The sequence below is a fragment of the Providencia sp. PROV024 genome, assembly GCF_032709665.1.
Lineage (GTDB): Bacteria > Pseudomonadota > Gammaproteobacteria > Enterobacterales > Enterobacteriaceae > Providencia > Providencia huashanensis.
The window spans coordinates 3,420,682-3,444,869 of the sequence record NZ_CP120545.1; the positions used below are offsets into that span (position 1 = coordinate 3,420,682).

Here is a 24,188-nt window from a genome sequence, read left to right on the forward strand (position 1 = left end):
TTAATAAGGAAAAACCTGTCCCCTTAGTATACCTGTTTTTCCTATCATTTTATTGAATACTTTGCGAATTTATTACATAACATCAATATAATGTTAGTTGCTGACCATAAATTTTCTATATTCTTCATAGGCATAGTGATCTGTCATCCCACTAATATAGTCTTGTATTAAACGTGCCCGGTAATAAAACTCGAGGATTGAGCGGTCAGACTCATTGGTCGCAGAAATTTTTTCAAGCGCTTCAGTATAAGATAAGCGGTGCTTATTAGATAACTTATGGAATAAACGAGTTTCAATAAAAAAATGCTTATGATAGTTTTTGTCCACTAGTTCCGCAAAATCTGTTCTGCTCATCATTAATAATGGGCTATAGAAATCGAGTAACCCACTAATAATGCGATACCCTTGAAGTTCTAGTTCCTCAACTTCATGGTGGTTAAAAACATGCTTAAATGCCACTGTTTTTAATACTTTCAATAACCTATGCTCAGGGCTTTTATCTTCCAGTAATGCGCTATTAAAATTACCATGGTAAATTTCAGGTAAGTTTTTTATAAACTGTTGAGCACTGTAATGGCATAACTTACTCGTAATATTGACGCGTAAGTACATAAAAAACTGATCTTGTTGAATGCGCCTTGTGTGATTATCACTAATATTGTTATAAGCACGCATAATGGTTTGGTCAAACAAATCGTTTGGTTCAATAGGACCCCATTCTGCCTTTAAATAATCGATTAATTTTTCGACGGTAAAAATACCTTTTTCAGCAGCGTCATCCAGATCAGCAATGCAATATGAAATATCATCAGCCGCTTCCATAATATAAGAGAGAGGGAAGCGACAATATTTCTCCATATCGAGTTTTTTTGTCAATTCACTGACAAAATCTGATTCAGACCAATAATAACCCGGTTTTTTCATTAAATAGTCAAATTCTGCAGGGATCGGAGCTAAATCATAAGCCCCGCGAGTATATTTCAAAATTGAACCAATCTGTGCGTAGGTCAAATTTAATTTGAGCAACCGATGAGCCATACGCAACCCTTGAGCATTGCCTTCAAATGAACACAAATCGTGCTTCAATTGACGACGAAAAAGGTCTTGCTTTTCATTACCTGTCAATTGTAAGGCGTGTATTTGGCATGGATCAGGAGAGTCTGGTGTATAAAGATAGCCGGGAGCCAATAATTTACTGAACCAACGCTGTATTGCAGCTTCACCAAAATGACCAAAAGGTGGGTTGCCGATATCATGCATTAAGCAAGCCATTTCAACGAGGCTTTCAAAGGCGTCACACCTTTCATCTAACCCATAGGTTTCTAATAACTTTCTCTTTTTTAATTCACCCAAAACGGTTTTACTAATGTAACGCCCCACTTGCTGAACCTCTAGTGAGTGAGTCAATCGGCTACGTACAGCAGAATTTTGTTCTAACGGAAAAACTTGTGTTTTTTGTTGTAAGCGACGAATGGCAGCAGAATTAATGATACGCCCCCGATCACTTTCAAATAAGCGATTAACGGCGTCTTCATCTTTTTCCGAAACTTTTTGATTCTTTGCGCTACTCGTATAATTACGCTGAAAGCTTAGCTTTTTAAGAAAGTTAATCTCCCCCATTCTTTCCTCTCCCTTATCTAAATTTATTAGTCATTATATAACCAAAGTGCAGGAAAAATACTTCACGCCTCAACTTTCAATGCTACACTTCGTACAGCTTTGTAATTTCATTGCTTAAACATGAGATATTGCAATATTAGTTGCGATAGCGCTCGAAGATCAAAGCAATAACACAACAAAATTCTATTTTCCCTAAATAATGTGTTGTAAACACTAAGTAGGGGAATATGGTGAAGGAGACAAAATGAAAGTTGGGGTCATTGGTGCAATGGAGCAAGAAGTTGCTATTTTGCGCTCACAAATTGAAAATTGCCAAACGATCAGCCGCGCAGGCTGTGAAATTTATACCGGAAAAATTAATGGTGTTGACGTTGCTTTATTAAAATCAGGTATTGGTAAAGTTGCGGCTGCAATCGGTACAACATTATTACTAGAACATTGCCAACCTGATGTAGTTATCAACACTGGGTCCGCAGGTGGGTTAGATCCTCGTTTAAATGTTGGTGATATTGTTGTCTCTACTGAAGTTCGTTATCACGATGCCGACGTCACCGCGTTTGGCTATGAGCCAGGCCAAATGGCACAATGCCCACCAGCTTTTGTCGCGGATAGCAACCTGATAAACGTTGCGGAACAATGCATTAATTTATTGGATATGAATGCAGTACGTGGTTTAGTCTGCAGTGGTGATGCTTTTATTAATGGAGCAGAACCATTAGCTCGTATCAAAGCCATGTTCCCTCAAGTTGCTGCAGTTGAGATGGAAGCGACTGCGATAGGGCAAGTTTGCCACCAGTTTGGCGTACCATTTGTTGTCGTTCGCGCCATTTCTGATGTAGCCGATAAAGAGTCTCATACCAGTTTTGATGAGTTTTTACCTATTGCTGCTCGCCAATCTTCACTGATGATCAACGCGATTTTAACAAAACTCGCTTAATTTTCTCCTATGAAAAAGCATAACTAACATTTCGTTATGCTTTTTCATTGCAGCTAAGATAAATGATAGTCATGAAAAGAATTCCTCATTTTTATTCCTTCACTGTTACCTTGTTATGTACCTTGTTGGTTACTTTTTCTGCTCTAGCTACCCCCAAACAACGGGTTATTAGTTTATCACCAGCAAACACCGAACTCGCCTACGCTGCTGGATTAGGTGATAATTTAGTTGCAGTTAGTGCTTACTCCGACTATCCAGAACAAGCAAAAAAAATAGAACAAGTTGCTGATTGGCAAGGGCTAAATGTGGAGCGTATTATCGCACTTAAACCGGATTTAATTCTTGCATGGCGAGGAGGAAACCCACAGCGCCCTCTCGAACAACTCGCATCTTTTGGTATTCCTATTATTTATTTCGACCCGCAAAGCATCGATGAAGTGATTAATTCAGTAACTGAATTAGCACAATACAGTCCTAACCCCAAAATTGCACAACACAATATTGAAATGATGCGGGCAACCTTAGCCTCTTATCAAAATAAAAAAGCCTTAATCAACAAACCAAAACGTGTGTTTATTCAATTAGGTATCCAGCCTTTATTTAGTACTGGTAATCAGACATTGCAAAATGATGTTGTGGAATTTTGTGGTGGTGAAAATATTTTTGCTAATAGTACAGTGCAATGGCCGCAAGTCAGCCGTGAGCAAGTACTCACCCGCAAACCAGATGTGATTATCATGACAGGTTCAGCAGAACAGGAAAAAGCAGTGAAAGAATTTTGGCATCCCCAACTCAATGTCCCTGTTATTCGGTTAAACGAAGATTGGTTTCATCGAGCAGGCCCAAGGATTGTGAATGCAACCGAACAACTGTGCGAACAGCTAAACTCACTATCTAATTGATAATTAGTAACTAAAATCCGAGAATTATAGGTTACAGATTACAGATTACAGATTACAGATTACAGATTACAGATTACAGATTACAGATTACAGATTACAGAAATTTTCTAAATAGTTCGAGTTGTGGCAAGGCGGCAAATGAAGATACCTCGGGGAGCACACACAAGTATGTGACCCGAGTAGCTGAATGAAGCCAACACCGCCACAGCTCGAAATATGACGAAAATTAGACGCTAAAGGACGACCCACACCCACAAGTAGACTTAGCATTCGGGTTCGTCACAATAAAGCGCGAGCCTTCTAAACCTTCAGTATAGTCAACACTTCCGCCAACTAAATATTGTAAGCTCATTGGGTCAACCACAAGAGCAACACCTTGCTTCTCAATGGTCATATCACCTTCATTGATTTGGTCATCAAATGTGAAACCATACTGGAAACCACTGCATCCGCCACCGGTAATATAAACACGTAAACGCAGATTTGGGTTATCCTCGTCAGAAACTAGATCTTTAACTTTTATTGCTGCCGCATCAGTAAATTGTAAGGGCAGAGCTGAATCATCACTCATTTTTAGCTCCAAACCGGTAACCGGTAAATTCATGGGAAGCAAAAGCCGCCCCAGATCAATTAATCTAATTATCCGCCACTTGACTAAATCGTTCAAGTGTTGTTACACAATTAGACACATTGTGCATATCTTAGGATCAACATTTGGTTTAATTGAGACAGTGCTTTAGAATGGAGGCAAATTTCTATTTAGCCTCTTTTTGGAGCCCTGCCATGTCGCAATCTGAAAAACTTTATGCACTAGCAAAAGAACAAATTCCTGGTGGTGTAAACTCACCAGTTCGTGCCTTTAATGGTGTTGGCGGAACCCCTTTGTTTATAGAAAAGGCTGACGGTTCATATATTTATGACGTCGATGGCAAAGCCTATGTGGATTACGTTGGCTCATGGGGGCCGATGGTCTTAGGGCATAATCACCCAGTTATTCGTGATGCAGTAATTAAAGCTGTGCATAAAGGTTTAAGTTTTGGAGCGCCAACCGCAGCGGAAGTTGAAATGGCTGAACTCGTCTGTGAACTAGTGCCCTCTATGGATATGGTACGTATGGTGAATTCAGGAACAGAAGCTACCATGAGCGCTATCCGCCTTGCTCGGGGCTACACTGGACGTGATAAAATTATCAAATTTGAAGGTTGTTACCACGGCCATGCAGACTGCTTATTAGTAAAAGCAGGGTCAGGGGCACTCACTATGGGGGAGCCGAATTCTCCAGGAGTCCCTGAAGATTTTGTTAAACACACCTTAACCTGTACTTATAACGATCTTGCCTCAGTTCGCCAAGCATTTGAAAACTACCCTGAAGATATTGCTTGTGTGATTGTTGAACCTGTTGCTGGCAATATGAACTGCGTCCCTCCTACAGCTGAGTTTTTACCGGGTTTACGTGAGCTTTGTGATGAATTCAATGCTGTATTAATCATTGATGAAGTCATGACAGGCTTTCGCGTAGCTCTGGGCGGCGCACAAGACTATTACGATGTTCAACCTGACTTAACTTGTTTAGGTAAAATTATCGGTGGCGGTATGCCTGTTGGCGCGTTTGGTGGCCGACTTGAGATCATGGAAAAACTCGCGCCAATTGGCCCTGTTTACCAAGCTGGTACATTATCGGGTAACCCTGTCGCGATGGCAGCGGGTCTCGCTTGCTTAAAAGAAGTCGCTCAGCCAGGCGTCCACTCACGTTTAAATGAGCTAACAGAAAAATTAGCCCGTGGTTTAAAACGCGTATCCCAAGAACAAGGTATCCCGATGGTAATCAACCATGTGGGCGGTATGTTTGGGGTTTTCTTTACTGATGCACCGACTGTAACTTGCTACCAAGACGTGATGAAGTGCGATGTAGAACGGTTTAAGAAATTCTTCCATTATATGTTAGAACAAGGCATTTACCTTGCACCTTCGGCTTTTGAAGCTGGTTTTATGTCTATCGCTCACAGTGATGAAGACATTGAAAAAACGATCAAAGCCGCCGAAACTGCACTGATGAAAATTAAAAACAATTAATTTACACTAACATTATAGAGGTGAAGCTATCTCCACTTTCACCTCTATTCTTCTTATAGTTAACGATAGATAACTATATCCTCATGCAATAACTCAAACTGTACTTAGTAATTCTCTCAATAATTCAGCCTGTAGCTAGGCGGTAAGTGAGCTAGAACTTAAGGTATACAACTGTGTGGGGCCAAATCTAGTGAATACAGCCAACAACGCTAAAAAGTGAAACTTTACGCGGCAATTCTCTCAATAATTCAGCCTGTAGCTAGATGATTAGTGAGCTAGAACTTAAGGTATACAACCGTGTGGGGCTAAATCTAGTGAATACAGCCAACAACGCTAAAAAGTGAAACGTTACGCGGTAATTCTCTCAATAATTCAGACTGTAGCTAGGCGGTAAGTGAGCTAGAACCTAGGAGCATACAATAGTATGTGACTAGGTCTAGCGAGTGCAACCAACAACGCTAAAAAGTGAAACGTTACGCGGCAATTCTCTCAATAATTCAGCCTGTAGCTAGGCGGTAAGTGAGCTAGAACCTAGGAGCATACAATAGTATGTGACTAGGTCTAGCGAGTACAACCAACAACGCTAAAAAGTGAAACGTTACGCGGTAATTCTCTCAATAATTCAGCCCGTCGCTAGATGATTAGTGAGCTAGAACTTAAGGTATACAACTGTGTGGGGCTAAATCTAGTGAATACAGTCAACAACGCTAAAAAGTGAAACTTTACGCGGCAATTCTCTAAATAATTCAGCCTGTAGCTAGGCGGTAAGTGAGCTAGAACCTAGGAGCATACAATAGTATGTGACTAGGTCTAGCGAGTGCAACCAACAACGCTACAGGTTGAAGTATGACGAGAATTTAGGGATTATTGCCAAACATATCCTTAACCCAATCCGGTGCATCATTTTGTGGCTCATCGTTATTGCCATTTAGGTTCCAAACTGGGTCTTGGTTTTCTGATGCTTGGCATAAAGCATCGGGGTTATCCGTCCAGATTGGTAGCATTCTACCCCCACCAAAATTTGAACAGCTTAATTGCCCATCGGCAGTCACTTGCATATCTACAACCCCTTCTGGGGCACGATTGATTAATGCCAAAGGTGTTTGATTATCAAGGTAACGTTGATATACCTTCAGTGCTCCTGTTGCACCAGTTAATTGCGTAGGACCATTGTTATCACGACCTACCCATACAATCGCGACTTCCTTACCGTCAATGCCGGCATACCAGCTATCACGCAAATCGTTAGTTGTCCCTGTTTTACCTGCTAAGTTATATTTGCCATATTTAGACAATAATACACGGCCAGTCCCTTGCTTAACCACTTGTTGCATACCGTATAACGCTAAGTAGGCAGCTTGTGAAGGTACAGCACGCTCTGCAGATGGATAGCTTTGATAAATCTCTTTACCATCACCATCAATCACTGAACGCAGCGCAGATAATTTAGCGCGATTACCGCCGCCGCCAATGGTTTGATAAACTTGTGCGACTTCAGCTGGCGTCAAATTTACCGCCCCTAGTAGCATCGCAGGCACTTTTTCCATTGCTGCAGCTGGCGCTCCTAGACGTACAAAGGTATTAAATACCTGATCTAGACCAACTTCCAACCCTAAGTTTACTGTTGGGATATTCTGTGAGCGAGCAAGTGCATCGACTAACATCATACGGCCATTAAAATTACGGCTATAATTCCTTGGGCTCCAATTTTGATTACCCACCTTAACAGTGAGTGGTTCATCTTTTAACCATGTATTTAAACGATAGCGATCAGGCTCACTCAGTGCAGCAAGGTAAACAGGAGGTTTCGCTAACGAACCAATACTACGGCGTGCATTCAATGCTCGATTGAAGCCAGAAAACTGAGGTTGAGAGCCACCAACCATGGCACGAACTTCACCATTAATACGGTCAACGACCACCATTGCGCCTTCGATATCATCTAACTTACGAGCCTTACGTAAATCAGCGACTCCATTTTCCACCGCATTTTCCGCAGCCGTTTGAGCGACAGGGTCTAAGGTTGTAAAGATTTTTGCACCGGATAACTCTTTAACTTGATCACCCAGTTTTTGATTTAACTCTAAACGTACCATTTGCATAAAGGCAGGCTGAGAAGCCACCAACCCTTCTTTATTTTTCACGCCAAGAGGCCTTGCACTGAGCACTTGGTACATTTCTTGGTCGATTACGCCACGTGTTTCCAAGATTTTCAACACAATGTTACGGCGTTTAATTGCATTTTGTGGCTTAGTCCATGGGTTATAAGTTGATGCCCCTTGTACCATACCCACTAACAGTGCCTGCTGGTCAAAACTTAACTCATTAATTGGGCGACCGAAATAATACAAACTTGCTAGCGGGAAGCCACGAATTTCATCATTACCATTTTGGCCTAAGAACACTTCGTTTAGATACAGCTCTAAAATACGTTCTTTGCTGTAGTTATAATCCAGCAAAATAGCCATGTAAGCTTCATTGGCTTTACGTTTTAATGTGCGTTCATTAGTTAAAAATAAGTTTTTTACTAACTGCTGCGTCAGGGTACTGCCCCCCTGAACCGAACGCCCAGCCGTTAAGTTGGCAACAACAGCACGGCCAATAGAGTATAAACTGACCCCATCGTGCTCATAGAAGTTGCGATCTTCGGTTTCCAGTAAAATTTTGACCAACGATTCGGGGAAATCAGACAATGGCAATACTAAACGTTGTTCATTATTCGCCGATTGCATCATCGTGATCAGTTTAGGGTCTAACCGGAAAAAGCCAAATGAACGGCCATTTTCCATATTTTCAATTTTACTTAACCCATTATTTTCAAACACCATACGCGCTAATATTTGCCCTTCTTTTTGATCAGGGAAATTAAAAGGACGGCGTAAAATTTCAATGCTATTACCGCGAACCACAAATTCGCCGGAGGTGGTGATTTTACTCACTTTTCGGTATTGCATACCTTCGAGCAGGCGAACCATTTCAGCTTGGCTATAGTCCATTCCCGGTTCAAGGTTAACCATCCTGCCATATACTGCCGCAGGTAAATCCCACACCTTGCCATCGAGACGTTCTTTAATTTGTTGATTTAAATAAAAACCGTATGCTGCTAATAAAACAGCAAACACAATCATTAGTTTGACTAACAGCCAGAACCAACGCCATTTGCTTTTCACTTTACGTGGTTTGTTATTTTTCGAGCCTTTTTTAGCCATTTGCTCTTCTTCGTCTTCATCATCGAGATATTGTTGGTCAATATCATCATTTTCGAATAAATCTTCATCGTCATAATCATCGCGGTCTCTGCGACGGCGGGATGAAGATTGTTTTTTCCCAGCAGATTTTTTGTTGCGTCTGCCTATTGGTTCAAAATCTTTACCTGACATGGTCGCTCCATATCACCTTACAAAATAACTTAACAACATAATCATTCACTATTTGAATAGCTTAGTGGTTAATTTTGGCTCATAACCTTAGAGATTTCACCAAAGAAAGCTCTTAATTACATTTCCTTACTCACATTAAGCAGGGATAAGCCATTTTTATGAACCTGCTATTAGAGCATAAAAATAGTTTATTTCGCACCCATCATCGCTTTTTTTGTTTGCCGCGTTGGTGCTGTATTTGCTGGGTCATCGGGCCATAAATGTTTTGGGTAGCGACCTTTCATTTCTTTTTGTATTTCTTTGTAGCTTCCATGCCAAAATGCGCCGAGATCTTGTGTAATTTGTAATGGGCGCATCGCAGGGGAAAGCAAACAAACCGTTAACGTGATTTTCCCTTGCGCAACAGTTGGATTCGTTTTCTCACCATACATTTCTTGCATACGAATTTCTATGACAGGCGGCTTATCCAATGCATAGTGAATACTCACATCATGTGAAGAAGGTGCGCGGTAAGTTGTAGGGAACATGTTCGCTAGCCACTGCTGTTGTTGCCAATCTAACCGGTTTATTAGCAATTCTGCTAAATTAATTTGCTGCAACTTTTGTTTATTGGTTACCTCAATAAGATAAGGCTCAAGCCATTCATCTAATGTTGATAACAATGTACTTTCATCAAAGGATGGTAATTCAAACTCAGGGAAATATTGCTGTGCTAACGTACAACGAATACACAGTTGCAACGCATCCTCTTGCCAATTCAATTGTTGCAGCCCATTTTGTTTTAGCCAATAAACCAACGCTTTACTGATATCAGCTTTATCTGGGTTACTCATGCGTTCTGATTTCACCACTAACTGGCCGCACTGCAAGCGCTTCCATGCTAGCAATGTCCCTTTTTGCTCATCCCATTCAACGGTTTCTTGCTCATTAAATAGTTCAGTACAATCTTTTTGCAATTCTTGTATATCAATGGGGTACGCAAGTGCCACTCGTGCATCTGCGCTATTTTCTGGTTGCCACAACAATGGCACGATTAACCAAGAAGTTCCCAATAGCCTATCCATTTCGTGTAGCGATGCTCCAAGCCCACTGGATAACTGATAACGCAATTGATTGTCCCTCGTTTTTGCTATTTGGTCGGGAAAACCGGCTGCTAATAATGTTGGTAACCACTTACTTATCAGTGCGGTTTGCTGCCCTATACTCGCGTTAACTTTTCGTCCACTTAAAATGGTCGCACGCCGGCACCAGCTTTCGCTTGGCCGGTCTAAGTAATAACGTAAGTCGCACTCACCACCTCTTGGCGGCTCTTCAATAATAGCCACTAATAATGCGGCTAATTGCAAAACTGACTCATCTTTAGCGACTTGTGCTTTATACAATATCGCGGCAGTACGTACTGAGCTACCTAGTTCTGCCATCTTCTGTCCCATGATAGACAGTTTCCCTTGTGCATCAATCGCGCCAAGTTTAGCAAGTAGATTTTTTGCCGCCCCAATCGCGGGGGCTGGGGGTAAGGTGAGCCATGATAATTGTGTCACATCATGGCAGCCCCACTGTAGTAAAGAAAGCCATAGCCCACTGAGGTCACTTTGGTTGATTTGTGCTTCACTAAATTGAGCCGCACGCTCCGCTTGCTCTTCACTAAATAGATGCCAACATACCCCAGCTTCTAAGCGCCCCGCTCGCCCAGCCCGCTGTGTCATTGATGCTTGGCTAATGCGTTGCTTAACTAATTTTGTTATCCCTGAACGAGGGTTAAACTGCCCTACTCGCTCCAGGCCGCTATCCATCACTAAGCGAATACCTTCTATAGTTAAGCTGGTCTCCGCAATATTAGTCGCTAGCACAACTTTACGTTTCCCTTCAGGAGCTATTTGGATTGCTTGCTGCTGTGCTTTAAGAGATAAAGCTCCATATAAAGGACACAAAAGTATGTCCTCACTCACTATCGAAGCTAATTCAGCTCTTACTTTTTCTATTTCTCCCACGCCCGGGAGAAATAATAATAGTGACCCTTTCTCTTGCTGCAAAAACAGCCATGCTGCTGCCGCGACTTCTTTATGAAATAATTTATTAGGATTTATGGGATGATATTCACGAATAACGGGGAAACTGCGTCCTTGTGAAGTGATCACTGGAGCATTAGGGAACAACTGGGAGAGCCCTTGGTTATCAAGGGTAGCAGACATCAATAACACCCGCAGGTCATCCCGTAGAGCTTGTTGTGAATCAAGTAATAATGCAAGGCCAAGGTCTGCTTGTAAGTTGCGTTCATGAAATTCATCTAAAATCACCAACCCAACCCCTTCAAGCATAGGGTCATTTTGTAATAACCGTGTTAAGACGCCTTCCGTTACGATTTCTAACTGAGTATCACGACTAACTTTAGTTTCTGAACGCATACGTAAACCAATGGTATGGCCAATTTCTTCCCCAAGTTGCTCCGCTAAACGCGCGGCAACTGCTCTAGCCGCAAGACGCCTAGGTTCCAACATAATAATCCGCCCATTAACCACCCCGCTTTTTAAGATTTCTAATGGCAAAACGGTGGATTTACCGGCTCCCGTCGGTGCATGTAATAGCATTTGAGGGGATGATTTTAATGCGGTAATTAGTGATTCTCTGACGTCTAATATGGGGAACACTTTGGTTATCACTCCATGCATTTAACTTTTACTATCAGACATTGTAGCATTAGCCACTTTCAATCATATTAAAATCAGTGTATTGACAACTCACCTCGTATGACAGCGGAGAATATATGGAGTTTAATCCTTGTTTAAAATCGGCCACGCTAATTAAGCGCTATAAACGCTTTTTGGCTGATGTCACCCTGCCTAATGGTGAAGAAATCACTATTCATTGTGCTAACACCGGCGCAATGACTGGCTGTGCGACACCGGGTGATACTATTTGGTATTCCACATCTGATAACCCAAAACGTAAATATCCCTACAGCTGGGAACTTACCCAAACAGCTAATGGCGATTTTATTTGTATTAATACGCTGCGTGCGAACCAATTAGTTGCTCAAGCTTTAGCCGAAAAACACATTCCAGAATTATCCGAGTACAGTGTAATAAAGCCAGAAATGAAATATGGTTCAGAAAATAGCCGAATTGACTTTTTTCTCTCAGACAGTGAATTACCAGATTGCTTTATTGAAGTTAAATCAGTAACTTTACTTGAAAATGGCCACGGTTTTTTCCCTGATGCCGTCACGCTAAGAGGGCAAAAACATTTACGCGAGCTATCACAGATTGCTAAAGAAGGAAAAAGAGCCATACTATTGTTTGTTGCTTTACACACAGGTATTCACGTAGCATCTGCGGCTGCACATATTGATAAAAAATATGCGCAGTTATTAGAGGAAGCGCGGCAAAGTGGTGTTGAAGTACTTTGTTATCAAGCTGATATAACTGTTCAACAAATGGCGTTAGGGAAGCAGATTCGCTTTAACTCTATTAAATAAAGTTTTTTTAACCAATTTTTATACGAGGCCGCTGAGTTCTGGGCGCTAGAAAGGGAATAAACACGCTCGCCCTCACAGCATTACAAAACTCATTGCAGGAACGATTGCCAAGAGAGCTCTCTTCTGCTATTTATAGCGACCTTAATTTTTCCCCTTTGGGGTTTTTGTAAAATTTGCGTGTGTAGGAGAAGCATTATGCAAGAAGGGCAAAAACGTAAGACATCGTCCTTAAGCATTCTCGCCATTGCTGGGGTTGAACCCTATCATGAAAAAGCTGGCGAAGAGTACATGAACGAGGCCCAGTTGGCGCATTTTAAGCTCATTCTCGAAGCATGGCGCAATCAACTCAGAGATGAAGTGGACCGGACTGTTACTCATATGCAAGATGAGGCAGCTAACTTTCCAGACCCCGTTGATAGAGCCGCTCAGGAAGAGGAGTTCAGCCTTGAATTACGTAACCGGGATCGTGAGCGTAAACTGATCAAGAAAATAGAAAAAACCCTGAAAAAAGTTGAAGATGATGACTTTGGCTTTTGTGAATCATGTGGCGTAGAAATTGGTATCCGCCGTTTGGAAGCCCGTCCTACTGCTGATTTATGTATCGACTGTAAAACATTAGCTGAAATTCGCGAAAAGCAAATGGCAGGCTAATAGCTCAGATGGAGTCCTAAACGGCGCATATTACGTGCGCCGTTATAAGGTTTTGTCACCGTGAAAACTTGCTCTCCCAGCATTCTCCTCCCCGTTAGTCATGGTTTATATTGGTTACCCCCTGCATTTTTATGGTATTTTTAAGCTATCTTGCTGTTTTATCTAAATTTAGTATTATCATTAATACTAAATAATACTCATCCATTACACCTAAAATTTTAGAGGGCTTAAAATTAGCCATTTTTTTGGCCAATGATTAAAAAAAACAAATAACCTAACGCCCTAAAATAGCTTAAAATAAGGCATTGCAGGTCATATCTTACGAAAGCAAAAATAAATTATGCTATTTTTTGAGTTAATTTTATTGGTAAAATTAATGATTAGACATGACTTTTATGCGTTTAACCATTCTCAAAGAAACTTCTGTGAGCTATGATTAGCCGCTTATTTTGTTTAATGAATATTGGTAATCACATCGAGGTGTACTATTTTTAACCGTGTAGCAAATTTCTGCCGTAATATTTTATCTCGCAATACAAATGCATCAGATGAAGATGCATCACAGCATCGTGACATTTTACGAGATACTCAGGCAGCCGGTAAAAGGCCAGTCACTCATTCTGCTGATGCGCAAACTGCATCAAAAGAACAGAACACTAAGCAAACTCATAAAACAGCGCCTATTAAAAAAACGGTTCGTCAATCTCAACGTGCCGACCCTACGCCTGAGAAACACACCATAATGACAACCGTTAACGACGAAAACATTACTGTTATTCCCCGTGCGGAGCACTCTATTTCCCGTAGTGATATTAGTGATAATGCTCTAAAAGTCCTCTATCGATTAAATAAAAGTGGCTTTGAAGCCTATTTAGTCGGCGGAGGGGTTCGCGATTTACTTTTAGGTCAAAAACCTAAAGACTTCGATATCACCACCAATGCAACACCGGAACAAATTCGTAAGCTATTTCGTAATTGTCGCCTAGTCGGCCGCCGATTCCGTTTGGCTCATATCATGTTCGGTCCTGAAATTATTGAGGTGGCAACGTTCCGGGGGAATCATGACCAAAATGCTTCAGAAGATAAAAACCTGTCTTCTCAAGCACAAAACGGCATGTTGCTGCGTGATAATATCTTCGGCTCTATTGAAGAAGATGCGATTCGTCGTGACTTCACAGTGAATAGTCTCTATTACAATATTGATGATTTCTCCGTACGTGACTACGTTAATGGGTTAAAAGACTTAAAGGATGGGGTTATTCGCTTAATTGGCGACCCTGAAACCCGTTACCGTGAAGACCCAGTTAGGATGCTAAGAGCGGTACGCTTCGCATGCAAACTCAATATGAGTATCGAGCCAAAAACCGCAGATCCTATTTATTCACTCGCTCATTTATTAAAAGAGATACCGTCGGCAAGGCTGTTTGAAGAATCACTTAAGTTGCTACAAGCTGGGCAAGGTTATACCACTTATATGATGCTCAAAAAATATGGTTTATTTGAGCAGCTATTCCCTGTTGTTGCTAGCCGTTTCACTGAAAACGGTGACTCACCAATGGAAAAAATCATTGAGCAAGTCCTGAAAAATACCGATTTCAGGCTTAAAAATGATAAACGCGTTAACCCTGCTTTTTTATTTGCGGTTATGTTATGGTACCCCGTAACCGAGCATGCTGAAAAGCTTACTCAGGAGGGCGGATTGGCTTATTATGATGCCTTTGCGCTGGCCATGAATGACATTTTAGACGAACAATGTCGGTCGATTGCAATACCGAAACGTATCACAACCACAATGCGTGATATTTGGTTATTACAACTTCGATTACCTCGTCGTCAAGGCCGCCGTGCAAATAAACTAATGGAGCACCCTAAATTCCGTGCTGCGTTTGATTTATTAGAACTAAGAGCCAATGTCGAAAACCGGAATGAACTACAAGAATTAACATTGTGGTGGGCGGATTTCCAACAAGCTAATAATAGCAAGCAGCGTGAGATGATTTCCGAATTAGGCAATATGCCAACGCGTCGGCGTCACCGCCCACAACGCTCATCAAACGCTGGGGCTCGCAAGCCTAATAAGTCATAGTAATACATAGAGAGAGTACCATGGAACAAGTCTATATTGCTGTAGGAAGTAACCTTGGTAAGCCACTACAACAGGCTCAGCAAGCTATTGCAGCATTAGATGCGATCCCTAACAGTCGTGTCGTTTCAATCTCTTCTATTTATCGAACTAAGCCTTTAGGGCCACAGGATCAGCCAGATTTTCTCAATCTGGCTGTATTACTAGAAACAGATCTCGAGCCCGAAGAGCTACTTGATCACACACAAAAAATCGAATTAGATCTTGGACGAGTGCGTAAAGAAGAACGTTGGGGTCCTCGCACTCTTGACCTTGATATCATGCTTTTTGGTAACCGAGTTATCCATACCCCCCGGTTAACCATTCCACATTACGGGCTAAAAGAGCGGGAATTTATGTTGTATCCGCTCAGTGAAATTGCCCCCACCCTAGTTTTTCCTGATGGCGAAACGCTTTTGGAAAGACTCACACAAGTTCCTCGCAATGGCCTGACGCTTTGGGACATTACCCCTTAAAGTGTGCAACCTCTTATGAGGTATGGTCGCAAGGAGATCATTTCCGGAGGTTATTATAATGAAACCAATTTCTCTGGCTGATTTATGTCAGTTTAAACAAGACAAACGCAAGTTCGCAACCATGACAGCCTATGATGCTAGTTTTGCTCAATTATTTTATGAGCAAGGAATTCAAGTCATGCTCGTTGGCGATTCACTTGGCATGACTATTCAGGGCGAGTCTTCCACATTACCCGTTACCGTTGAACAAATTGCTTATCACACACGTTGTGTTCGTAAAGGGGCTCCAAACGCCTTTATCATCGCTGATATGCCTTTTATGAGCTACGCCACACCAGAACAAGCTTGTGCAAATGCCGCTATTTTAATGCAAGCAGGCGCCAATATGGTAAAAATTGAAGGCGGCAGTTGGTTGTGTGACACCGTAAAAATGCTATGTGAACGCTCCGTTCCTGTTTGTGGCCATCTTGGTTTAACACCACAAGCCGTCAATATACTCGGGGGCTATAAAGTCCAAGGGCGTGATGAAGTGACTGCTAATCAAGTCTTGAAAGATGCAATCGCCCTCGAAAATGCAGGAATGCAATTATTAGTACTTGAATGTGTTCCTACTTCATTAGCGAGTCATATCACTGAAGAATTACTGCTCCCCGTTATTGGTATTGGCGCAGGAAATGAAACTGATGGTCAGATTCTCGTTATGCATGATGCACTTGGTATTACAGCCCGCCCACCAAAATTCGCTAAAAACTTTTTAGCGCAAGCGGGTAATATCAATGATGCTATCCGCATGTATATTCAAGAAGTGGAAGATGGGATTTACCCAAGTGAAGCTCACTCCTTTTCCTAATTGACTACAAAAAACCATAAGGAACACACGTATGCTTATCGTTGAAACGGCACTTATACTACGCCGTGAAATCCGTCGCTGGAAACAAGAAGGCAAACGTATTGCACTTGTGCCAACAATGGGCAATTTGCATGATGGTCACTTAACACTCATTGACCAAGCTAAACAGCAAGCTGATATTGTTATTGCCAGTATCTTTGTTAACCCAATGCAATTTGATAGGCAGTCTGATTTAGCAAATTACCCGCGAACGTTGCAAGAAGACTGTGAGAAATTAAAACGTCTTGGTATCAATTTAGTTTTTGCACCTTCTCCTCTCGAATTTTACCCTGACGGGATGGAAAAGCAGACATATGTTGAAGTCCCTGAACTATCAACGATACTAGAAGGCGCAAGTCGTCCGGGGCATTTCCGTGGTGTCGCAACTGTTATTACTAAGCTGTTCAACTTAGTACAACCTGATATTGCGCTGTTTGGTAAAAAAGATTATCAGCAATTACAATTGATTCGTAAATTAGTTAATGATTTATCATTCGATACCCAAATCATCAGTATTCCAACAGTTAGAGCAAAAAATGGGCTAGCCTTAAGTTCTCGCAATAATAATTTATCTGCTGAAGAGCAAAAAATAGCCCCTCAGCTTTATCAAATTATGTTACAAGCCGGGCAAAAATTAGCAGAAACCCCTAGCATTGCAAATGACCTTGTCAATGAAATGGAAGAGTCTTTACGCCAAGCTGGTTTTACACCAGATGAGCTATTTATTCGTGATGCAGAAACCTTGTTACCCCTTAATGGGTCGAGTAAACGAGCCGTCATCCTGATGGCAGCATGGTTAGGGCAGACTCGACTAATTGACAATTTGCAAGTTGACCTTCCCGTCGATATTGCATAAAAACAAAGTACTTATAACAATAAAACAACACACTGCAATTACAGAGTTTACAGCTAGGCGTTCAATAAACAAATCTCTAGGAGCCTAAGACTAGGGAGGGAGAACGTCAACAACGCTGTGGGCCGAATGAGGAAGAAAAAAATGTTAAGAAGAATGTTGCAAGGAAAACTACACCGCGTCACTGTTACTCAGGCTGACTTACACTACGAGGGCTCCTGTGCTATTGATCAAGACTTCATGGATGCAGCCGGTATCCTTGAATACGAAGCGATTGATATTTATAACGTTGATAACGGGGAACGCTTTTCAACTTACGCGATTTCAGGTGAACGAGGTTCGAAGATTATCTCTGTGAATGGCGCGGCTGCACGTCGTGCCGCTGTTGGGGATAAACTTATTATTTGTTCTTATGTACAGATTGAAGATGAAGATGCTCGCCTTCATAAGCCTAAAGTCGCTTACTTTGATGAAAATAACGTTATGAGTCGTGTGGCAAAAGCGGTACCCGTGCAAGTGGCTTAACATAAGACTAAAGCGTCATCATATTAATGGCGCTTTAGTTTATTCAATATCTATTATTTATTGATAGGTCACTTCTATATCCATCGAAGCATTCGCCGTACCTGGGGTAATCGCTTTATCCATCTGTATATAAGATGATTCAAAATAGATAATTGTTTTCCCATTTACATATGATGGTGATACTGATGTCTTCCCCCCTAGCCTCATCAAGTTCCAACTAGTATAATCGTTACTGTATGAGGTTCTTATCCCAACCCCTTTGGCGCTATCTGAAGATGAAGCTAACCTTAATGTCGTCTCGCTACCTGAATAATTATTACCCCGAAGATAGAGATAAATCACTGTCCCTTCATTACAATCAAAATCAAGTTGCCATCTGACAGCTTTACTTTTCGTATTTACACCGCTCCCAAAGCCAGACGACCCTATTACGTGAACACCAAGATCAATGTCTTGTGTTCTTGAAGATTGAATTGAACATGTATTGGAAGATACACGTCCTGAAATGTTAAAAACGGCATCATAACCGATAGACTGAGCTGAAAAAAAGCACACTAACGCAGTAAGACAATGAGTCGTATATTTGATATTTTTATTCATTGCTTATCCTTAATTATTTCGCACCACAAATGTAATAGAGGCATTTGCAGGCCCAGCTGTTGCGCTATTTGCGAGTTGCTTATAACGTGCACGTAACCGAACTGTATTGCTTCCTGATGTCGTTCCCGATGAACTAACTAACGTGCTCACTTCATTTGCGTTTTTCTCTTCCCAACGCTTACGCTCATCGGAATAAGCTTCAACTTGAATAGCCATTCCACTTGCTGAACCATCTGATTTATCTATCTCAAATAATTTTCGGTCTAGCTCCGCAGGTGTACCTTCTAACGCACCGACTATTTGCCGATTTGCTGTAAAACAACTAAACACTAAGTCAAACTCCACCCAATCTGTTACTGAGTTACGAGGAAAATTACTCCCATTACCTTCAAGAAACCACATACCTAAATCCACACTCTGTGCAGCTGAGGATACACTACATGTTTGAGCTTGAATTGACCCTGTAAAATTTACCTTGATATAAGCATCCGCAGATATTCCATTCTTCGAGACCAGAAATAACAAAAATGCTATTACTAAATTTGGTATATGTTTCATATTGTATTTACCCTTTATCATTTATACACAAGGGTAACTGTGACCTGTGCATTACCATTAGTCGCTTTGACTTCATTAGACGTTTTGACATACTTGAACTCAAATGTCTTTGTAATGATTGGGCTTAAGCTCGTTTTATCTAGCAAAGAATAGACATAATTAGTGGATAACGAGCGATCTCCCCCCAATCTCAACGGCGATGATTTCCCAGCTTCGTAAACACGAACAGCAAATCCAGGGTTCTCATTGTGATTTTCTAAATAAATAATATCTGTATTAACATTGCTGGGATGCAAATTATCTGCAACTGTATAAGCTACGGACATTATTGTTGGGCAATTAATCGTAATCGACTGCTGAGCATGACCAAAAGTATCCCCGATATTTAAGGAACGAACTTTAGCTATATCATGGACCCCAAGATCAACAGACTGCCGAACAGATGAAATTGAACACGTACGCTGTGCCCAAGAAATTAATGTTGATGTAGGTAATATTTCCCCTACAGATGTTTTCCAGTCCATATCGCCGCTACATTGCACTTTTATTGGGCTAAAGTGTGTTGCCGCCGTATCGGTCCCTTCAATATCCCCTTGAACTGTTTTGATATACATCATTCGTGTTTCAAGTTGTAGAGTCGATGAGCCATCAGCCGCACTAATTTCACTATTATTTCCTGTTAGTGGATACCATTGGCTTGTTCCTTTTTGCCTTACTCCAACGACATAACCCACACCACGAATATTGGTGTTAAACACAGGGTAACTTCCGGAACCATCATTAATCACTATTCCTGTAGGCTGACTATTCACTTGTGGGGTAAACTTAAAATTCCCCGCCATGTCAGCAGCACACAACTCATGATTTGAACTAGGATCAAATTGTTTCCATCCATTACCTAATATGGATTCACGAGGAAGTTTATGCGCTGCAGCGTCAATTTCTAGATCCCCTAAATTGATACGAAATTGACTAATACCGGATGCGCTAAATGAAAAAAATATAATGCCAATCGAAGCAACAATCTGTTTTATATTCATATTAAAAACCTATTCTCATTGGCAGTTAACAGGCAATATAGGTAAATGCTGTTTTAATTGTTCTGCGGTTAATTGATAATCTACAACGCATTGTTCTTGTAAACTTTTACCCCACTTTATCTGTAATCGCCCATGTTCTGGCATTCCACTGAGATAAACATCGCCATTATCGCCAACAATTCCTGAGCTAGTATTTTGGTCATCATTTTGAGCAAATTGCGCCATTGCACCAAAAGGTACAGGTTTGCCATTATGCGTTACAGTGAATAAGAGTCGGTACCCCACATGCGTTTGATAATTAGCTAAGATTGCTGCGCCTTTCGTTGGTACAACATTGACGGTATTCGTTTTTAATTCAATATTGTCAGGTAATGAGTCAATATTAAGCGATATTTCATTTTTAATATAAGGGTTTAAATAAGGAACAATCGCATAGCCACGCGAGTCTGTTGAGATGTTTGCTCTGTTTGAAACTTGCACATTTTCTGCCCCAGGGGTTCGAATAATGGCAAAAGAATCATAGGTAGGTTGAGCTAAGGTTATGCCATAGGGGTGAGCAACAATTGCCCCTGTTAAACCGTAGTTTGCCCTTTGTGAATACTTATTATAACCATAAGCCGCATTGGCAATACCATAGCTTCCTCGATAAGATGCAGAGGCATTTCCGCTCGCACGCGTTTTTTTATTTCCATAAGATTGCTGAACGGTATAATTGAAGTTGTTTTTCTCACCTAATGTTCCGCTCACGCCCATCATTGCATCTGTATTACCACTATTATCCGCGGTAATACTACTGTTTATGGAGGTGTAATTACCCGATGAAGTCTGAAGAGGGATCGTGACCGAAAATGAAAAATAGTTATCTGCTTTACGTTGATAAGCGCTATCAGAATAACTGTAATTAAAATTGTAAGTGACCCCGCCAGTGTTATTGTTATAACCCGCATTCAATGAACGCTCTTTACCTGAACGGTTCCAATAATCTTGCTGATAACTTGAGAAATAGATATTACCGTACTCATTTAGTGATTGGTTAAGTGAAACTTGAAAACGGTTCTTTTTGTTATCGCGATAGAGTTTCGGCTGATTGCTATTTGCTTCACTAAATGAATAAAAACCTTCTGTTGAATAACGGTAGTTCGCTAAAGTCACGGAAGTCCCTGTAGACATCACGTTTTTAGAATACTGGAAACGGTATGATTGCCCGCTATCTGAATCTTCTTTTCCTAATAAATTTTGACTATTCCCTTGTGTAATATCAGCCGATAGTGCACCAAAATGACCTAAATTAACGCCCATACCGACTGCATAGGATTGATAATTTTTTGATAGTAAAACCCCTGTATACCCTGTTATACCTTTAGGTAAACCATAAATAACCGTGCTTTGAAAAAAATCAGGCTCCACTTCACCAGAGGTATTAGATTTATATTTCCCCCCCGTTAACGAGTATTTTAATTGCCCTTCACGCTGCATAATGGCAATCGATGAAAAAGGAACGACAAATGAACGTTCCGAACCATCCGCTTCTTTAATCAAGACAGTTAAATCACCACTGGTTCCTGTTGGGTATAAATCATCAATCTCGAATGCCCCAGGCGAAACATATGATTGATAAATAACATAATTATTCTGTTTAACTGTGACTTCTGCGTTACTTTGAGCTATGCCTCGAATAATAGGAGCAAAACCTCTCTTGGAGCTTGGTAACATAGACTCATCACTTCGTAACTGTATGCCTCGGAATTGAAAACCATCAAAAATCTCATTTGGTGTCGCTGTATCACCGATTACGAGTTGTGATTTTAGAAAGTTAATCCCTCTTTCTAAACTAGTCTCAATGTTCTTCCACTGACGCAGTCCATCATTATCAGTGTAAGTAGAATAATTTTTTAAACGCCATGGACCTAAATTTCCAGCACTTCGAAGATTAAAATAATGGGAATTGGTATCTTTAGACTCATTGCGACTCCAATTATTTGAACCACTATAATAATAATTTAAGACCAAAGCGGGAACGCCATTTTCCCACTGACTAGTTGGCACAGTACCTAAGGCTTGCTTATCCATCGCAATTTGAGGGATCGAAATATTTAACTTTTGTTGATTCAATTCCAATATAGATTTTGCATCAGGTATATATTCGCTGATAGGAACAATTTCTTGTTTCTCAGGAAGAGCTTTTAACGCAGGAATCGCATCAACTTTAACGCCCCAAAGTGCTAATTCTTTTTTCGTTAATAGGGGAATTAGCTGATTTGACGACTTATCCTTAACGAACTCAACAACCTTCGACTCCATTAAAATACCATTTACAATTACATCAACATGGTATTCCCCTGCAAGCTGGCCACCCGGATTAGCAAATTGATTTAAATTCGGTAAATCTGCAATATTTTGACCATCAACCACACTTAATGAGCTTGGGCTAAAATAGTCATCAGCAAATGCATAATTAACATTCATACCAGTGAAAATAATTGCAGCCACTGCCTGACATACTTTCTTTAACCGAAAATACATTACCCAATTATGCGAACAGGTTATAGAATTATCACAACGAATTGATAGGAGTTGTTTTCTTGGAATACAGCGCATAATGTATATTCTTCCAACGAATTATTTTAATGTCTGAGTTTTTGTTTTTGTTATCGTTCCATGATCATTAACAGCGCTCCAAGTCACTTGATTTGCTTGAACCCCTGAAATATTCCAAGATGCCTCTCCCATTGGCGGTACCATACCTGGATCTGTTATTTCTTTATTACCCACTTTTAGTTCACCAAAAGAAATATAATAAGGTGTTGGATTTTTAGCCTTTAAATTATCCCCTTGCTTTTCGAAGTTTAATTGTTCATAGGCAGTCAACGCCTCTCCTGTAGGCAAACCTGCAGGGCGGTAAATTAACTTAATCTTGTTATTAATTGAAATCGTCAAATTATTTGTTGCGTTAGGGTCCGAAGGCGGAATTGACTTAACATTTAACCAATAAATAGACTCTTTATCTGATGGTAATTTAGGATCAGTTAAAACAATTCGTATAGCATTTGCTGATTCTGGCTCAATGCGAAAAAGAGGCGGAGTTACTGTAAAGGGTATTTTTTGTTTCTCGCTATTGTCAAAATTATTGACCCACGATTGAACAAGAAAAGGGGTTTTATCATCATTTCTAACGGATATAGAGGCTTCTTTTTTATTACCTTCATAAATAACGCGCGTACCACCTAAAACCACACTTGCATTTACATTAGTTGCAGCCATGCATAAAAGTGCGAAAAAAATAAGAGATTTTTTCAAAATTTTCCCCTATCAAAAAGAGGGAACAATCCGTTCCCTAGTTTAGTTAATTATTGGTTATATTGAATAGTGACTGTGACATCAGCATTCGCTTTACCTGCTGTAACCTCATTAGCTGTTGTAACGTAACGCGCATAATAAGTTTTTTCACCACTGTTACCTTTTAGATCAATACCATCGGCTTCAGTGTCTGGAATATAAAAATTTGTTCCATTTACATCACCAGAAATACCAATACCAACACCTTCAGCCTCACTCACCGCGTATAGTTTGTTGTCATCAGCATGTGCGGTCCCGCCAAAAGTCACTCGAGCACGGCTTAATGTTGCAGGACAGCCACTCAAACCAATTGTTAAAGGCACGGCATCTGTTAGCTCACCAACGTTGTCAAAGGTATTTGTCATCCAAGTACCTAGCTGAACAACACCTTCATTTTTATTTGTATTATTAACTTCAATAGTACAAGTTGTATCAATAAATTGACCTTTGAAGTTTATCGTCCCTTTAGCATTACCACTATCAATAGCTGCATGCGCCATTCCTGATAGTGAACCAGCAATAATTGATATTATTAGTACCGATTTCTTTAAAATCATAGAGTCCTCTTATATATCAGCAAATATTTATTAATTATGTACAGACTTGGTCGTTAAATTAATTTAAAACAATTATCACCCTGTATATTTAATTCACAAAAAGTATATGGCTTTTTTTAGATAAAATCCATATGAGGAGTAAAGCCATTAATTTAACTTAAGGTGCTATTTTTAGTTAAAATTAAACTAATGCA

20 protein-coding genes are annotated in these 24,188 nt (G+C 40.6%); 10 read left to right on the forward strand and 10 right to left on the reverse strand.

Going from position 1 to position 24,188, the window contains the following annotated elements:
* Positions 1–93 precede the first annotated feature (93 nt).
* On the reverse strand, positions 94–1,620 hold the full coding sequence (dgt, locus tag P3L56_RS15820; RefSeq protein ID WP_042848185.1) for a dGTPase: 1,527 nt from the start codon (positions 1,618–1,620) through the stop codon (positions 94–96).
* Between the two features lie 244 nt (positions 1,621–1,864).
* Between dgt and mtnN the strand changes: the two genes are divergently transcribed.
* Both mtnN and btuF read left to right on the forward strand, forming a co-directional pair.
* Entirely contained in the window at positions 1,865–2,557 is a 693-nt protein-coding gene (gene mtnN, locus P3L56_RS15825) for a 5'-methylthioadenosine/S-adenosylhomocysteine nucleosidase (RefSeq protein WP_048608086.1), read from the forward strand.
* Positions 2,558–2,628: 71 nt separating this feature from the next.
* Complete coding sequence (gene btuF, locus P3L56_RS15830) at positions 2,629–3,459, forward strand: vitamin B12 ABC transporter substrate-binding protein BtuF (protein WP_131680967.1); 831 nt, start codon at positions 2,629–2,631, stop codon at positions 3,457–3,459.
* 226 nt (positions 3,460–3,685) lie between these two features.
* On the opposite strand, the gene erpA is transcribed toward btuF, so the two are convergent.
* A complete protein-coding gene (erpA, locus tag P3L56_RS15835; RefSeq protein ID WP_042848258.1) occupies positions 3,686–4,030 on the reverse strand; it encodes an iron-sulfur cluster insertion protein ErpA in 345 nt (114 codons plus the stop codon).
* A 212-nt stretch (positions 4,031–4,242) separates the two neighbouring features.
* Between erpA and hemL the strand changes: the two genes are divergently transcribed.
* A complete protein-coding gene (gene hemL / locus P3L56_RS15840) occupies positions 4,243–5,532 on the forward strand; it encodes a glutamate-1-semialdehyde 2,1-aminomutase (protein WP_042848260.1) in 1,290 nt (429 codons plus the stop codon).
* A gap of 857 nt (positions 5,533–6,389) precedes the next feature.
* Here hemL and mrcB read toward each other — a convergent pair.
* Together mrcB and hrpB are read right to left on the reverse strand one after the other, a co-directional pair.
* Positions 6,390–8,912: a bifunctional glycosyl transferase/transpeptidase gene (gene mrcB, locus P3L56_RS15845; protein WP_048608088.1), complete on the reverse strand. Its 2,523-nt coding sequence runs from the start codon at positions 8,910–8,912 to the stop codon at positions 6,390–6,392.
* Positions 8,913–9,100: 188 nt separating this feature from the next.
* A complete protein-coding gene (hrpB, locus tag P3L56_RS15850) occupies positions 9,101–11,581 on the reverse strand; it encodes an ATP-dependent helicase HrpB (RefSeq protein ID WP_198860870.1) in 2,481 nt (826 codons plus the stop codon).
* A 95-nt stretch (positions 11,582–11,676) separates the two neighbouring features.
* On the opposite strand from hrpB, the gene sfsA reads away from it, so the two are divergent.
* From sfsA to panD, 7 genes are all read left to right on the forward strand, one after another.
* Complete coding sequence (gene sfsA / locus P3L56_RS15855) at positions 11,677–12,387, forward strand: DNA/RNA nuclease SfsA (protein ID WP_166686053.1); 711 nt, start codon at positions 11,677–11,679, stop codon at positions 12,385–12,387.
* Positions 12,388–12,582: 195 nt separating this feature from the next.
* Positions 12,583–13,038 (forward strand): RNA polymerase-binding protein DksA, encoded by a 456-nt coding sequence (dksA, locus tag P3L56_RS15860; RefSeq protein WP_042848193.1) that lies wholly within the window; start codon positions 12,583–12,585, stop codon positions 13,036–13,038.
* A 742-nt stretch (positions 13,039–13,780) separates the two neighbouring features.
* Positions 13,781–15,124: a polynucleotide adenylyltransferase PcnB gene (pcnB, locus tag P3L56_RS15865; protein WP_206074972.1), complete on the forward strand. Its 1,344-nt coding sequence runs from the start codon at positions 13,781–13,783 to the stop codon at positions 15,122–15,124.
* Positions 15,125–15,144: 20 nt separating this feature from the next.
* Positions 15,145–15,636 carry a 2-amino-4-hydroxy-6-hydroxymethyldihydropteridine diphosphokinase gene (gene folK / locus P3L56_RS15870; RefSeq protein ID WP_042848194.1) on the forward strand — a complete coding sequence of 164 codons (492 nt, stop codon included), beginning with the start codon at positions 15,145–15,147 and terminating at the stop codon, positions 15,634–15,636.
* Positions 15,637–15,694: 58 nt separating this feature from the next.
* Complete coding sequence (gene panB, locus P3L56_RS15875) at positions 15,695–16,486, forward strand: 3-methyl-2-oxobutanoate hydroxymethyltransferase (protein WP_042848196.1); 792 nt, start codon at positions 15,695–15,697, stop codon at positions 16,484–16,486.
* 31 nt (positions 16,487–16,517) lie between these two features.
* Positions 16,518–17,381, forward strand: a complete 864-nt coding sequence (gene panC / locus P3L56_RS15880) for a pantoate--beta-alanine ligase (RefSeq protein WP_048608094.1) — start codon at positions 16,518–16,520, stop codon at positions 17,379–17,381.
* Between the two features lie 141 nt (positions 17,382–17,522).
* On the forward strand, positions 17,523–17,903 hold the full coding sequence (gene panD / locus P3L56_RS15885) for an aspartate 1-decarboxylase (protein WP_042848200.1): 381 nt from the start codon (positions 17,523–17,525) through the stop codon (positions 17,901–17,903).
* A 57-nt stretch (positions 17,904–17,960) separates the two neighbouring features.
* On the opposite strand, the gene P3L56_RS15890 is transcribed toward panD, so the two are convergent.
* The 6 genes from P3L56_RS15890 to P3L56_RS15915 all read right to left on the reverse strand — a co-directional run bounded on the left by P3L56_RS15890 (position 17,961) and on the right by P3L56_RS15915 (position 23,994).
* Positions 17,961–18,503: a fimbrial protein gene (locus P3L56_RS15890; RefSeq protein ID WP_166686052.1), complete on the reverse strand. Its 543-nt coding sequence runs from the start codon at positions 18,501–18,503 to the stop codon at positions 17,961–17,963.
* A 9-nt stretch (positions 18,504–18,512) separates the two neighbouring features.
* Complete coding sequence (locus tag P3L56_RS15895; protein ID WP_198860871.1) at positions 18,513–19,061, reverse strand: fimbrial protein; 549 nt, start codon at positions 19,059–19,061, stop codon at positions 18,513–18,515.
* Between the two features lie 17 nt (positions 19,062–19,078).
* Entirely contained in the window at positions 19,079–20,101 is a 1,023-nt protein-coding gene (locus tag P3L56_RS15900; protein ID WP_166686050.1) for a fimbrial protein, read from the reverse strand.
* A 15-nt stretch (positions 20,102–20,116) separates the two neighbouring features.
* Complete coding sequence (locus P3L56_RS15905) at positions 20,117–22,591, reverse strand: fimbria/pilus outer membrane usher protein (protein WP_233102466.1); 2,475 nt, start codon at positions 22,589–22,591, stop codon at positions 20,117–20,119.
* Between the two features lie 129 nt (positions 22,592–22,720).
* Positions 22,721–23,398 (reverse strand): molecular chaperone, encoded by a 678-nt coding sequence (locus tag P3L56_RS15910; protein WP_233102467.1) that lies wholly within the window; start codon positions 23,396–23,398, stop codon positions 22,721–22,723.
* 50 nt (positions 23,399–23,448) lie between these two features.
* Positions 23,449–23,994, reverse strand: a complete 546-nt coding sequence (locus P3L56_RS15915; protein WP_166686048.1) for a fimbrial protein — start codon at positions 23,992–23,994, stop codon at positions 23,449–23,451.
* Positions 23,995–24,188 lie beyond the last annotated feature (194 nt).